This is a genomic window from Verticiella sediminum, from assembly GCF_007558815.1.
Lineage (GTDB): Bacteria > Pseudomonadota > Gammaproteobacteria > Burkholderiales > Burkholderiaceae_B > Verticiella > Verticiella sediminum.
The window spans coordinates 1-13,677 of record NZ_VLTJ01000031.1; the positions used below are offsets into that span (position 1 = coordinate 1).

The following is a 13,677-nucleotide window of genomic DNA, read 5'->3' on the forward strand; positions in this document are numbered from 1 at the left end:
CACGGCGCGCCGGAACCAGGCGGCCTACGCCTATCGCGCCGCCGCACTGAGCGCCTTCAAGGAAGTCGAAGCGGCGCTGCTGGGCATCCAGCGCTACGACGCCGAGATCGCGCGGGCAAGCGAACGCCGCGAGGTGCTGGCGCGTTCGCTGGAGATCGCACGCGACCGCTATCGCGCAGGGTACTCTTCCTATCTCGCCGAACTGGACGCCCAGCGCACGCTCTTCGATGTCGAACTCGCGCTGGTGCGGCTGCGGGCGGCCCGCCACCAGGCCCTGATCGATCTCTACCAGGCGCTGGGCGGCGGCTGGTCCGCGACCGCGGCGTCCGCGCACGACCACGGGCAAAGCGCAAGCCTCGCCGTTTACGGCGAGAAAGCTCCCGACGTCAGGCGGGAGTGACTCATTCTGGAGGTAGTGTTTGCGCCGCATCGTCCACCGCATGCTGATCGCCCTGGTCCTGCTCGTCCTGGCGGCCTTCCTCGCGCTCGTCGCCTATGGCCGCTTTGCCGAGCGCGCCGTCGGGCCGCCCTCGAGCGCGCTGCCGGCGCAGCCCGCACAGACCCGGCTCGACCGTACGATCGAGCCGCTGCAGGCGGCCCATCCCGGGCAGAGCGGCTTGTTTCTGGTCAGCGACAACGCCGACGCCTTCGCCGTGCGCGCGCTCAGCGCCCGCGCCGCCGAGCGCAGCCTGGACGTGCAGTACTACATCTGGCACGCCGATCTCACCGGGCGGCTGCTCGCCCGGGAACTGCTGGAGGCGGCCGAGCGCGGCGTGCGCGTGCGCATCCTGATCGACGACATCAACGCGCATGGGGCCGACCTGGGCTTGCGCTCGCTCGCGCAGCACCCGAACATCGAGGTGCGGCTCTTCAATCCCTCGCGCAACCGCGGCGGCACGCTGGGCCGCGGCGTGGAGATGCTGCTGCGCGCGGTCAGCCTGAACCGGCGCATGCACAACAAGGCCTGGATCGCGGATGGGCGGCTGGCGGTGGTGGGCGGGCGCAACGTCGGCAACGAATACTTCGACGCCGATCAGCAGACCAACTTCCTCGATGCCGACGTGGCCGTCGTCGGCCCGCCCGTCGAGCAGACGGCCGCGATCTTCGACGCGTTCTGGAACAGTCGCGGTGCCTTGCCGGTCGAGGCGCTGGCCAAGGACGACGCGGTGCCGCTGCCGGAGCTTTCGCGCTGGCTGGCAGCCGACCTCGAAGGGCAGTCCGCACGGCCCTACCTGGAGCACGTGGCGCAGTCGGCCACCGTGCGCCGCCTGATCGATGGCCAGGCGCGGCTGCACTGGACCGAGGAGGCAGAGGTGATCTCGGATCCGCCCGAAAAAGCCTTCGGCGACGGCGAGGACGGATGGCTGGTCGCGCACATCGCCGAGCAGGCCGGCCAGGCGACCCGCGCCTTCACCATGATCTCGCCGTATTTCGTGCCAGGCTCGCAGGGCGAACGTGCCCTGGTCCAGGCCGTGCAGCGCGGCATCCGGGTGGAGATCCTCACCAATTCCCTGGCGTCGAACGATGTGATGGCCGTGCACAGCGGCTACGCGCGCTATCGCAAGCCGCTGCTCGAGGCCGGGGTGGCGCTGCGCGAACTGATGCCGTTCGGGCCGTCCGAATCCAGCCTGTTCGGCTCGAGCGGCGCCAGCCTGCACACCAAGGCCTACGTGGTGGACGACGATTCCGCCTTCGTAGGCTCGTTCAACTTCGACCCGCGCTCGGTGCGCCTGAACACCGAGATGGGGGTGCGCTTTCGCCATCCCGAGCTGGCGCGCGAGGTGATGGCGCTCTACGCCGCCTACGCCAGTGCGCAGAAGAGCTACGGCCTGGCGGTGGAGGACGGCCGCGTCGTCTGGCTGGACGAACGCACCGACCCGCCGCGCCGGCTTCGGCACGAACCCGAGACGCGCTGGTGGCAGCGCGCCATCGTTGCCGTCTTGCGCTGGCTGCCGATCGAAAGCCAGTTGTAGAGCGCGCTCTGCCCGCGCTGCGGCTTGCGGCTTACAGCAGGCCGTCGATCAGCTTGACGGTCACGACATAGTCTGCGGCTTCGTCCGAACCGATGATGTTGGCCGCCACCGCGCCGCGGGTGTGCCCCGCCGCCAGGTCGCCCGCCCAGTAGTCGATGTCGGATTCGATGGCCTCGCGACCCAGCGCATGGGTGTAGAGGTTGGCCACGAAGTCGCGCTCGTCCATGTCCAGCCAGTACTGGCCTTCGGCCGTGCCGAGGAAGGCGTCGGCCACGTCCGCCACGCGATCCGGCAGGCCGATCGTGCCGGCGTCATCGCGCAGCCAGTAGACCGCGCCCGTCGGGTCGGCCGGGCGGCCGAAGAGGCCTTCGTACAGGCGCAGGATGGCGGTTTCCTGCTCGGTTGCTCCCAAGGCGAGCGCCGTGCCGTCGGAGAATTCGAAGAAGTTCACGTCGGTGGCGGTGATCGAATCCACGGCTTCGCCCTCGGCCATGCGGCGCACCAGCACGATGACGCCTTCCTCGACCGTGAGTTCGAAGTCGTCGAAGCCGCCCTGGACCTGCACGACGTCGAAGCCCGTGCCGCCGTCCAGGGTGTCGTGGCCCACCCCCGACACGATGGTGTCGTCGCCCGCGCCGGTGCTGATGACATCGTTGCCCTGGCCGCCGGTGACGGAATCGAACCCGCCCGACGTGACGATGGTGTCGTTGCCGAACGCCGCCTCGATGGTGGTGTTGCCGTTGTCCAGGATGCGGATGTCGTCGTCGCCCTGGCCGGAGACGATGATGCGGTCGATGCCGTGCGCGGGCACCGTGTCGTCGCCGTCCGCGCGCAGCAGCACGGCGTCGCGGCCGTAGCCGGCGCTGACCGTGTCGTCGCCGGGAACGAGGAAGGTGACGGGATTGCCGGTATCGAACACCACCACCGGGATCTGGGCCAGGAGGGGGAGTTCGGCGCTGTTCAGGAAGAGGGGGGCGGGCCCGCTGCCATTGACGACGAGCATCGCCGGTGCCGATTCGCTCGGCAGCGTGAACTGGGGCGCGCCTTCGCCGACGAGCGCGCTGCCGACTTCGACTCTGGGCGACGGCTCCCCGGGAAGCGCCGACAACTGCAGCAGTTGTTCGATGGCGCTCAGCGTGGTGGCGGAAAGACGCTGGCTGTCGTCCAGCGCGCCCAGGACGTCGTCGATGGCGACGGGCGTATCGTATTGCATGGCGGGGTCTCGGTGAGGCGCGCGCTGCCCGGCCTGTCGGGAGCAGCATGCTCAGAAGGCACGCCCCGGAAAGCAGACGTAACCATATCCGCCAAATTATGTTTCAAGTTACAAATCTTGTATAGGACGAAGGCTTGCGCGCGGCGCCGTCGATTCGCGCGCGACTTGCGCGCAACGCCGTGCGGTTCAGTGCTTGCCCAGGCCCGAGAGCAAGGAAAGCAGCTTGCCGGCGTCCAGCCCGCCGGCCTGGCCGGCATCTCCGTTCGGCGTGGCTCGATCGACGATCTGCGGCAGGAATTGCGCCAGCGCGTCCAGCACCGTGTTGCGCGGCTGTCCGCTCTCGGTGGCGATGGCGTCCACTGTCTGCGCGGGCAGGGCGGCGTCGAGCTGCGAGGGCGTCACGCTGCGGTTGGCGTCGCCGCTCACCCACGATTGCACGACCTCGGCCAGGCCGCCTTTCTGCAGCGTGTCGATGAGGCCGGCGATGCCGCCCGGATAGTTGGCAAGCTGTTTGACGATGATGGGCAGCAGGCCCGATGCGGCGTTGCCGCCGGCCAGACCGGTGAGGGTGTCGAGCAGACCCATGATGACCTCCGTGCGTGAGAGCAATGATGCGGGTCATGTTGACGAGCGGTGGCTTGCGCGTCAATCGCCGCTGCGCTTTGTTCACGAAGTGCTTTGCCAGCCATGGCGGCATCTGCAAAGTCAATAGGGTTTTACCCGCTGGGGCGTACAATACGGGCCCGGGCGCGGTCGCGCCCGTGTTCTTTTCGACGTCCTCCCATGAACCCCGTGCATTCCTCCGATTCCCATTCAGTGCCGCGGCCGCTGGGCCGCGAGGACTACAAGACCCTCGGCCTGTCCGCGCTCGGCGGCACGCTGGAGTTCTATGACTTCGTGATCTTCGTCTTCTTCGCGGTCACGATCAGCCATCTCTTCTTCCCGCCCGACATGCCCGACTGGCTGTCCCAGTTGCAGACGCTGGGCATCTTCGCCGCCGGCTACCTGGCCAGGCCGATCGGCGGCATCGTCATCGCCCACTTCGGCGACCGGTTCGGCCGCAAGCGCATGTTCACGCTGTCGATCTTCCTGATGTCGCTGCCCACGTTCGTGATCGGCCTCATGCCCACTTACGAGGCGATCGGCGTGGCCGCGCCCCTGCTGTTGCTGTTGATGCGCGTGCTGCAGGGCGCGGCCATCGGCGGCGAGATGCCGGGCGCCTGGGTGTTCGTGGCCGAGCACGTGCCGCGCAACCGCTACGGCTTCGGCATCGGCGTGCTCACGGCCGGCATCACCGGCGGCATCCTGCTCGGCTCGATCATGGCCATCGTGATCAACCGCGCGTACACCCCGTCCGAGGTCCAGGGCTTCGCCTGGCGCATCCCCTTCATCGTCGGCGGCGTGTTCGGCTTCGTCTCCGTCTACCTGCGCCGCTACCTGGGCGAAACGCCGATCTTCAAGGAGCTTGCCGCCAAGCGCGAACTCGCGCGCGAGCTGCCGGTGAAGACGGTGATCCGCGAGCACCGCGGGGCCTGCATGATCACCGCGGGCCTGACCTGGTCGCTGTCGACCGCCGTCGTGGTGCTGATCCTGATGACGCCCACCTTGCTGCAGAAGATGCACCACATCGACGCGCCCGCGGCGCTGGAGGCGAATTGCGTGGCCACGCTCACGCTGACGCTGGGCTGCGTGCTGTGGGGCTGGCTGACCGATCGCATCGGCACGCGCACCACCATGATGATTGCCTGGGGCGGCCTGGCGATCAGCGCCTACTGGTTCTATCTCGGCCTGCCGGGCATCACGCCGCAGGCGCTCATGCTGCGCTACGGCGTGCTCGGATTGTTCTGCGGCGCGATCGCCACCATGCCCATCGTCGCCACGCGCGCCTTTCCGCCGGCCATCCGCTTCTCCGGCCTGAGCTTCGCCTACAACGTGGCCTACGCGATCTTCGGCGGCCTTACGCCGGTGCTCACGCAGCTCTGGCTGCAGCAGGATGCGCTCGCGCCCGCCCACTACGTGGCGGCGACGGCGATCCTGGCCATGGTGCTGGCGATGCTGCCGCTGTCGGCGCGCGGCTGGCTGCCGCAGCGCACGTTCGCGGCCCAGGCGGGCCACTGAGCCCGCGGTGCCTGGCGTAGGCCTTTCGCCTTCAGGCGGGCCACTGGCCCCGATAGCCCAGAATGCGTGAGATGTCGATTGCGCTTGCGCGCACGGCGTCCTCGACCGCTTCGAGCGACTTGTTGACTCGGCTGGTGGGCCCGCCCACGGTAACGGCCGCCATGACGGCCCCGTCGGCACTGAAAATGGGGGCGGCGACCGACGTCACTCCGGCCACCGTACCGCTGTCCACCGTGCTCACGTGACGTTTGCGCACTTGTTGGAGGCGTAGCGTCAGGTCGGCGGTGCAAGCGACCGTCTTGGGCGTGAGCGCAGCGAACTCGAGATCGGCCAATAGCTTCTGCAGCCTGGCGTCCGGAATGTATGCCAGCATGGCCTGGCCGCTGCCGGTCGCGTAGGACGGCTTCTGCGAGCCGACCTTGACGCTGAAGCGCAGCCAGTTATCCGTCTCTACTGCAGCCACGTAGGTGCAGTAACGGTCGTCCGGTGTCAGGATGGCGAGGAATCCCGTTTCGCCGGTGCTTTCCGACAAGGCCTGCAGCGCATCTTTGGCACAGTGAGGAAAGCTCCGCTGCGGGCTCTCGGCCATGATCTTGCCGAGAGCCACGGCCTGCGGCCCCAGCCGGTACACGCCGTCCGTGTTCGTGAGATAGTCGGCATGCTCCAGAACCTTGAGCATCGTGAACAGCGTCGTCTTGGGCAGGGCCAGACTCTGGCAGAGCTGGGCCAGGGTCTGGCCTTCCGAGTGCGTCCCGAGCCGGGCAAAGACCTGTACCAACCGCAGAATCGAGCGTGGACCGGACAGCGAAGGGGACGATGGGCTCGAAACGTCGGACATGGCTAGGATTGCGGTCGCGCTCAGATAGGGGTGAAGGTATCGCCTGTCATCGTGATACTCACGCCGCAATGTTCCATCGTGCGCATTCGATCGATCGTTGCCGCGTCGGCGTTCCAGGCCAAAACCCTGTCACCACCGGGTGTGTCGGCGAGTACCAGGGCACGCGGCGGTGCATGCGACTCATGGATGATCGTGTACCCGGCGATGCGTCCCGTGCCTTCGTACGTCGAGAGCACCGTCTTGTCGGGGCCCGCTTTCGCCGTTTGCGCCGACACGTCGTGCCGGCTGAACCCTTGCAGCGCAGGCCGGCTTGCCCACAGTCCGAATGCGTGTTTGGTGAGTATGCCGGATACGGATGATACCAGCCCGGTCCGGCCGGCTCCCTGGCGCAGCAATTCGGCCATGCGGCAGGTGGCCTGCAACACGTAGTTGTTGAACGGCCCACCGGCGAACGGCATGCCGCCGGTCACGGTGAGGTCCCGCCCATGGGTGATGCCCAACGCCTCGGCGTGTGCCTGGACGGCAATGGGAAAGCAGCTATACAGATCCAGCAGGTCCACCTCGCTGGCGGCAAGGCCCGCCGACCTCAGCAAGACCTGCGCTGCCGAGCGGGCGCCCGGATTCGCGCTCAGGTCGCTTCGAGCGCTCACGGGCACCATATGGTTGCATTCCGCCGCCGCCCACGGATGGATCCAGCGGTGGGCCGGGATGCCGAGCGCGCGCGCTTTGGCCGCGGAGCAAAGCAGAAGCGCGCCGGCCTGGTCCACATTCCAGGAAGAGCAGTGCCGGCGGGTGTATGGAAACGCCTGCATCGGATTGGCATCCGAAGCGTCGCGGATGGCGGCGGCCTCGACGCGTGCCCGCCGCCAGGCAGCGGGGTTGGCGGCGGCAATTTCGCTGAAGCGTGCGTAGCGGTCGGCAAGCCGTTGCCGGTGTTCGCGCAGGCCGACATGGTCGCGCGCGCGGCAAGCCGACTCGATGAGGGCATACAAGGCGACCGGAAGCCGGATGCCCGCGCGCAGCTCGGCGGGATGCAACAAGGGCTCTTCCGGCCGCAGGTGTTCGTGCGGGTCGTCCTCCTGCTGACGCTCGGGCGCGCGCAGGCCTTGGCGCTTCGCCGTCAGGATCCGATGCCCCGCATCGGCCCCGGCGATGAGCGCGGCATCGATCTCGCCTGCCGCGATGCGTTGGCACGCATCGCTGATGAGGGACTGCTGCAGTACCCCGACACCCGCCAGGATCGACGTGGCATCGACGCATCCCAGGTTGCGCGCGATCTCTCCGGCGGGATTGCGGTACCGCCAGCGTCCTTGGGGCACGGCGATACGCTGCACCTGCGCCAGCAAGGCCGGCGCGCCGCTGTCCGAGCCGGCCCGCCGCACGGCTTGCAGCATGAGATCGAGCGGTTCGGCCGACTGTTCCAGCACGGCCGCACGTTGTGTGGCGGTCCCGACACCGACCAGCACGGGCTGCTGGTCGGTGTGCTCCGCCGCCGTGCGCTGTGTGGTCGCCGTCTTCATTGCGGTTCGATGCCTGCGGCGTGGACTTTGTCGCCCCAGATCTTGAGTTGCCGTTCGACGAGCACGGCAAAGTCCTGCCGGCCGGATGGGGTCGGCTCGGCCCCTGCCGTCAATAGCTGATCGCGCAGCTCGGGCTTCGCCAGGATGCGCAGCAGTGCGTCGGACAGCCGCTGCGCGATGTCCTCGGGCAGGTTGGCCGGACCGAAGAGGCCGGTCCAGGCAGCGAGGTCGAAATCGGATATCCCGAGTGTCTCCTCGATCGTCGGCAGTTCGGGGGCGAGGCTGCTCCGCTGGGCCGTGGTCGCCGCCAGTGCCCGCAGGCGGCCGGACTGCAGATGGGGCCGCGCTGAGGCCAGATCGACGACGAGAAAATCGGCGCGCCCACCCACCACGTCGTTCATGGCTTCGGGACTGCTTTTGTAGGGAATGCCAGTAGCCTGCAGATCGAGCAGCCGATTCAACGCTTCGGCGGGGATCTGAACGGCAGGCGTGCCATACGCGTAGTTGAGCTTGCCCTTGTGGGCATGGGCGTACTGCACGAGTTCCTCGGCAGTATTCACGGGCAGACTGGCATTGACGGCAAGAATGAAGGGAAAGTATGCAATGCCTCCCAGCGGTGTGAAGTCGCCGATCGGGTCGTAGGGCAGGCTCTTGAATATGTACGGGTTGACCGAATGCGAAGAGTTGGAGGTCAGCAGCAAGGTATATCCATCGGGCGCTGCCTTCGACACGGCACTGGCGGCTATCTGTGCCGACGCTCCGGGCTTGTTCTCGACGACGAAAGGCTGGCCCAGCTCGATACGCAGTTGTTCGGCAAGCAGGCGGGCGAGAATGTCTGTCCCGCTGCCGGGGCCGAAGCCGATCACGATGCTCACGGGTCTGTCGGGATAGGACGCCGGCGCACTCGCTGCGCTGAGATGGGCGGCGAGGCCAAGAACGGCCGTCAGGGATACGACCAACCGGATAAGCCTGTTTTTCATGTCTTCCTCTCGTTCGGTGGATGAGACTTGGTATGGCCTCCGGCGTGGGGCCGTCCTAGTCCGGATTCGTGGTGTTCGCCGCTACGTCCGCGACGATGGCGCCGCTCTCCAGCAGGCTGCCGATGTCGGCCGGTCCGTAGCCGAGTTCGCGCAATATCTCGACGCTGTGTTCGCCGAGGCGGGGCGCCCGACTGCGCCAAGGCAGCGTTGCGCCGTCGACTCGCCACGGCAGGCGTACCAGCGGAACCCCGGCCGCCTCGGCGAAGGTGCCCCTCTCGGCGACGATGTCGCTGGTCACGGCCTGCTCGAGGCCTTGGACTCGTGCGACGGGCACCCCCTCCGCCTGGAATCGCGAGATCCAGTCGTCGACGTCGCGCGCGGCAAGCAATGCATTGATCTGCGATTCCAGCGCCTTGCGGTTGTCGCTGCGAGCAGCGACCGTGCAGAAGCGAGGGTCGGTGGCCAATGCGGGTGCTGCGATGGCGCGCACGACGGCCAGCCATAGTCGCTGGCTCGGAGCGGCCACGAGCAGATCGGCATCGCGTGCCCGGTAGCATTGATAGGGCGCTGCGATCGGATTGCCCGAGCCTGCGCGCGGAGGGCGTTGGCCGGAGACCCGCGCGGCGGTGGCCTGATAGGCGACGATGCTGAAGGCCGTATCGACCAGCGCCGTATCGAGATGGCCGACGGATTGCCCCCGCCCACGCGCCAGCATGGCGGCTAGAACGCCCATGGCGATCCATTGGCCCGTGCCGAGGTCGATGAGCGAAGGCGCGCACCGTGTCGGAGGCGATCCTTCATGGCCGGTCATTTCCATGATCCCGGTGAATGCCTGGACCAGCGGATCGTAGCCCGGCATCGACTGGCCCAGCGGCCCGGAGCCGAAGGCGCTCAAGTCGTAATACAGAATGTCCGGGTTTGCCGCGCGGGCCTGCGCAACGCCGATGCCGAGCCGGTCGGCGACGCCCGGGCGCATGCTTTGCAGCACCACATCGCTGCGGGCGACGAGGGCTTGTGCCACGGCGATGCCGTCCTGTGTCTTCAGGTCGAGCGCGATGGCTCGCTTGCCCGAGCCGAAGTGGTGATGAGCGACGCTCATGCCGTCGATGAAAGGCGGCCAGGAGCGCGCATCGTCGCCCTTGGGTGGCTCGACCTTGATGACGTCGGCACCCAGATGCGCCAGGATCATGGTGGCATAGGGCCCTGCCATGTTGGACGAGAAGTCCGCGATCCTGATGCCGTCCAGGGGCTGCATGGGCGCTGGTGCGGCGTTGTGTTCGAGGCGGGCTACCATGGCGGCTACTCGTCGAGAGAGGGCAGAACGCCCGCATCGCGCAGGCGGGCGATGTCGGCGGCGTTCAGTCCGAGTCGCGACAGAACGTCGTCGGTATGCGCGCCGACCGCCGGCGGCGGCCCGGCGGGGCCGGTCTGCGCGGCGCCGAAGTCGACCGGCGTCGCGACACCGTTGAGATCTTCATCGTTGAAGCCGCCGGCGACGCCCGGCACCCTCACGAACGCGCCGCAGGCCAAGGCCTGCGGGTCTTCGAGCAACTCGTCCACGGAGTTGATCGGTGCCCACCAGACATCATGCCGCGCAAAGATGGCGGCCCATTCGGCACGCGGACGATGCGCCGTGATGGCGTCGATCGCCGCGACCAGCTCGGTGGCGTGACGCCGACGCTCCCGCGGCGAGGCGTAGCGTTCGTCATGCCGCAGCTCCGGGGCGCCCAGGGCTTCGACCACCCGCGGCCAGTGCCGCTCGGATTCGGCGCCGACGAGCCAGAACCATTTGCCGTCGCCGGCGCAATACAGGTTCATCAACGGGTTGACCGGCTTCGTACGGGCCGGTGGGGCGGCGATGCGTCCCAGCCCGATGCGCGTGGCGACGTCCATGCCGATGCTGTAGACGCCCGCACGCAGCAGAGAAGTCGACACCAGTTGGCCCTGGCCCGTGCGCTCGCGATGAAACAGGGCGGCCATGATGCCGGCGGTGAGCGTGATGGCCGTGATGTTGTCTCCCATCCCGCCCGGAAGCGTCGGCGGCGTGCCGCCCGTCGGCGTGGCACGCTCGGCGATCCCGCTGCGCCCGGAGAACGCGGCCATGTCAAAGCCGGGTGCGTCCCGGTCCGGGCCCGTCAGCCCGTAGGCGGTCAGACTTGCATAGACAAGACGGGGATGCCGGGACAGCAGCGTGGCGGGGTCCAGGCCCACGCGTTGAAGGAACTGGGGCCGCATGTTGGAGACGAAGACGTCCGCGTCGGCGATGAGCTTTCGGGCGAGTTCGGCGCCCTCGGGATGATTGACGTCCAGCGCGATGCTTTTCTTGCCGCGGTTGTAGAGATCGAAAGGGGGGCAGCGGGATTCTTTGGAGCCTGACAATGCGCCGAACAGTCTGCGCATCGGGTCGCCGCCGGGCATCTCCAGCTTGAGCACGTCGGCCCCCCAGTCGGCGAGAATGCCGCCCGTCGCCGGGCCGGCGACCCATAGCCCCATGTCGACCACCCGGATACCTTCGAGCGGCTTCATCGCGCTGCCCTCCCACGAAAGACGGGGGGCCTTTTTTCCATGAACGCACGCGGCCCCTCCTTCGCGTCCTCCGTGGCGGCGTTCTCCTTGGTGCAGCGGGTCTCGATGGCAAACGCTTCCTCCAGCGGGCGTCCGCTCGAGAGCACGACGACTTCCTTGGTCTTCTCCAGAGCGACCGGAGCGCCCAGGCTCACGCGGCGGGCGAGATCCAATGCGGTAGGCAGGACCTCTTCCGGTGGTACGACGCGATTGACCAGGCCCATGGCGAGGGCGCGTTCCGCGCCAACGGGTTCGCCCAGCAGCAGCAGCTCCATCGCGTGAGCCCACGGCACCTGCCGGGCCATGCGCACCAGAGAGCCGCCGCTGGCGATCAACCCGCGTCGAACCTCCGTGACACCGATCGTCGCCGCATCCGACATCACGCGCAGGTCCGTGCTCATGACGAACTCGGCGCCGCCGGCAAGCGCATTGCCGTTGATCGCAGCGATCACGGGCTTGAAGAAGCTCGCGCTACGCAACAGTGCCGCGTGCAACTGCTTGCGATCCTGGGCGAACTGGATTTCCCATTCGTCCTGAGGCGCCCGGGTCCGCATCATGAGCGGTATGAGCGTGCCGAGGTCGCCGCCTGCGCAAAACGCCTCGTGGCCTGCGCCGGTGACGACGACGGCGCGCACGGAATCGTCGTCGGCCACGCTTTGCCAGAACGCTGCCAGGCGCACCACCATCTCGGGCGACAGGGCATTGCGTTTCTCGGGACGGTTCAGAGTGACGACGGCGACACCGTCGTGTCGTTCGACGAGCAGATGGGGCGTGGGCGTCATGCTGGCATTCCGGGTTGGGGTCGGGTTTCGCGGGACGAGGCCTGAGCTTTCAGCCAGTCGGCGACGCGCTGGCGCAGGGCCGGATAGTCGGCCTTGCCATTGGGGCCACGCCCCAGGCTGGCCACCAGCATCACGTGGCGGGGCGTCTTGTGGCCGGCCAGTCGCTCGCGTACGTGCGCGCTGATCTGCGCTGCCGTCAGATCGCTGGCGGGCGCGCTTTCGACGATGGCCGCGACAACTTCTCCGAAGCGCTCGTCGGGAATGCCGACGACCACCGCGTCCCTGACCGGAGCAAGCTGCTTTATGCATTCTTCGACTTCTTCGGGGAAGACCTTTTCTCCGCCCGTGTTGATACTCACCGAGCCGCGTCCGAGCAGCACGATGCTGCCGTCGGCCTCTACGCGTGCAAAGTCGCCCGGGATGGCGCAACGTTCGCCATCGATCACGGGAAAGGTTTCGGCGGTTTTCTTCGGATCGCCGTAGTAGCCGAGGGGAACGGCGCCACGTACGGCGACGCGTCCCGCGACACCGCTGCCGGGGCGCACCGGGCGTCCGGCGTCGTCGATGACGAATGCGTTGCGGCCCAGGGTGAACCGAGCGGAGGCGGTTCTTTGTCGGCTGGAAGTGATGGCGCGACCCATGCCGCTGGCTTCGCTGCTGTTCAGGAAATCGATGAGCATGACGGCCGGGGCGTGGCGCAGCAGGCGAGCCTTGTTGGTGTCGCTCCACATCATGCCGGAGGACGACACGGCCTTGAGGCCGCTGATGTCCCAGCGTTCAGGCTCGGCGTCCAGCGCCTCGACCATGGGACGGCAGAAGGCGTCCCCCACAATGCAGAGGTCCGTGACGGCCGCGCGCTGGACGGTGGTGAGCAACTCTGCGGCATCGAAGTTCCGGCCGGTCAGTGTGACCAGCGTCCCTCCCCGGGACAGAATCGTGCCGGCGAATACATAAGCGGTGCCATGCATCAATGGCGCCGCCGGCAGGCCGCTCGGCGTCTTGCGCTGTGCCGCGGCATTGGCGACCCTGGAGCGCACGTGCTCGAGCCGGGCCTGCGGCGGGTCGTCGGTGGTGTTCGACGCCATGTACAGATCATGCTGGCGCCACATGACGCCGCGAGGCCGACCCGTCGTGCCGCCTGTATAGATGAGGATGATGTCGTCGCCGGAGCGTCCCCAGGGCGCCCGGGCCCGCTGTACAGCGGCGTGCGCCAGGCTCGCATAGGACTGCGCCCAAGCGGGGCAGGGAAAAGTTCCGTCGTCGACGTGGATCCAGAGCCGGACCTTGCGGCAGCGCGCCCGTATGGCTTCGATGGTCTCGGTGAATTCACCGTGAAAGACCACCGCGACAGCGTCGGCGTTGTCCCACAGATAGTGCAGCTCTTCTTCGCGGTAGCGATAGTTGGTGTTCACGGGGACGAGGCCTGCCTTCATGCAGCCAAATGCACTTTGCAGGTAGGCGGGGCCGTTACGCAGGTACAGGGCGACTTTGTCCTGTCGTTGGACGCCCGCCTCGAGCAAGGCGTGCGCAATGCCGTCGGCTGCGGCGTCGAACTGTTGCCACGTAATCCGCTCCTGGCCATGAACCTGCGCGATGGCTTCGGGCGTCGTGGCGGCTATGGCCTCCCAGACATCCGCGAAATTCCATTCTCCGGGCATGGACGATTCCTCATTCGGATTTTGTTCCGT

The 13,677-nt window shown here is 67.6% G+C and carries 12 protein-coding genes; 3 read left to right on the forward strand and 9 right to left on the reverse strand.

The genetic code is table 11. The features are described from left to right. Together FOZ76_RS17425 and FOZ76_RS17430 are read left to right on the forward strand one after the other, a co-directional pair. The coding region (locus FOZ76_RS17425) for a TolC family protein (protein ID WP_170235512.1) at positions 1-400 on the forward strand (400 nt) is incomplete at its 5' end. A 19-nt stretch (positions 401-419) separates the two neighbouring features. Further along, the gene (locus FOZ76_RS17430; RefSeq protein ID WP_211366306.1) at positions 420-1,973 is read left to right on the forward strand and encodes a phospholipase D family protein; all 1,554 of its coding nucleotides are present in this window, start codon (positions 420-422) and stop codon (positions 1,971-1,973) included. Between the two features lie 31 nt (positions 1,974-2,004). Here the strand turns inward: FOZ76_RS17430 and FOZ76_RS17435 are convergent, their stop codons facing one another. Further along, the gene (locus FOZ76_RS17435) at positions 2,005-3,186 is read right to left on the reverse strand and encodes a DUF4214 domain-containing protein (RefSeq protein WP_143949568.1); all 1,182 of its coding nucleotides are present in this window, start codon (positions 3,184-3,186) and stop codon (positions 2,005-2,007) included. 186 nt (positions 3,187-3,372) lie between these two features. Beyond that, the gene (locus tag FOZ76_RS17440) at positions 3,373-3,771 is read right to left on the reverse strand and encodes a YidB family protein (RefSeq protein WP_143949569.1); all 399 of its coding nucleotides are present in this window, start codon (positions 3,769-3,771) and stop codon (positions 3,373-3,375) included. A 198-nt stretch (positions 3,772-3,969) separates the two neighbouring features. On the opposite strand from FOZ76_RS17440, the gene FOZ76_RS17445 reads away from it, so the two are divergent. After that, positions 3,970-5,304: an MFS transporter gene (locus FOZ76_RS17445; RefSeq protein WP_143949570.1), complete on the forward strand. Its 1,335-nt coding sequence runs from the start codon at positions 3,970-3,972 to the stop codon at positions 5,302-5,304. Between the two features lie 31 nt (positions 5,305-5,335). Here FOZ76_RS17445 and FOZ76_RS17450 read toward each other — a convergent pair whose 3' ends face one another. From FOZ76_RS17450 to FOZ76_RS17480, 7 genes are read right to left on the reverse strand one after another with little or no spacing between them, the layout of a single operon-like run. After that, a complete protein-coding gene (locus FOZ76_RS17450) occupies positions 5,336-6,142 on the reverse strand; it encodes an IclR family transcriptional regulator (RefSeq protein ID WP_143949571.1) in 807 nt (268 codons plus the stop codon). A gap of 20 nt (positions 6,143-6,162) precedes the next feature. Further along, positions 6,163-7,662 (reverse strand): acetyl-CoA acetyltransferase, encoded by a 1,500-nt coding sequence (locus FOZ76_RS17455; protein ID WP_143949572.1) that lies wholly within the window; start codon positions 7,660-7,662, stop codon positions 6,163-6,165. Beyond that, a complete protein-coding gene (locus FOZ76_RS17460) occupies positions 7,659-8,642 on the reverse strand; it encodes a Bug family tripartite tricarboxylate transporter substrate binding protein (RefSeq protein ID WP_143949573.1) in 984 nt (327 codons plus the stop codon). The genes FOZ76_RS17455 and FOZ76_RS17460 overlap by 4 nt, the downstream gene beginning before the upstream one ends. A gap of 55 nt (positions 8,643-8,697) precedes the next feature. Continuing rightward, on the reverse strand, positions 8,698-9,936 hold the full coding sequence (locus FOZ76_RS17465) for a CaiB/BaiF CoA transferase family protein (RefSeq protein WP_143949574.1): 1,239 nt from the start codon (positions 9,934-9,936) through the stop codon (positions 8,698-8,700). A gap of 5 nt (positions 9,937-9,941) precedes the next feature. Then, positions 9,942-11,168, reverse strand: coding sequence for a CaiB/BaiF CoA transferase family protein (locus FOZ76_RS17470; RefSeq protein ID WP_143949575.1), 1,227 nt, complete (start codon positions 11,166-11,168; stop codon positions 9,942-9,944). Next, positions 11,165-11,989 (reverse strand): enoyl-CoA hydratase/isomerase family protein, encoded by an 825-nt coding sequence (locus tag FOZ76_RS17475; protein ID WP_143949576.1) that lies wholly within the window; start codon positions 11,987-11,989, stop codon positions 11,165-11,167. Before FOZ76_RS17475 ends, FOZ76_RS17470 begins: the two co-directional genes overlap by 4 nt. Then, entirely contained in the window at positions 11,986-13,647 is a 1,662-nt protein-coding gene (locus FOZ76_RS17480) for an AMP-binding protein (protein ID WP_143949577.1), read from the reverse strand. The genes FOZ76_RS17475 and FOZ76_RS17480 overlap by 4 nt, the downstream gene beginning before the upstream one ends. Between the last annotated feature and the right edge of the window lie 30 nt (positions 13,648-13,677).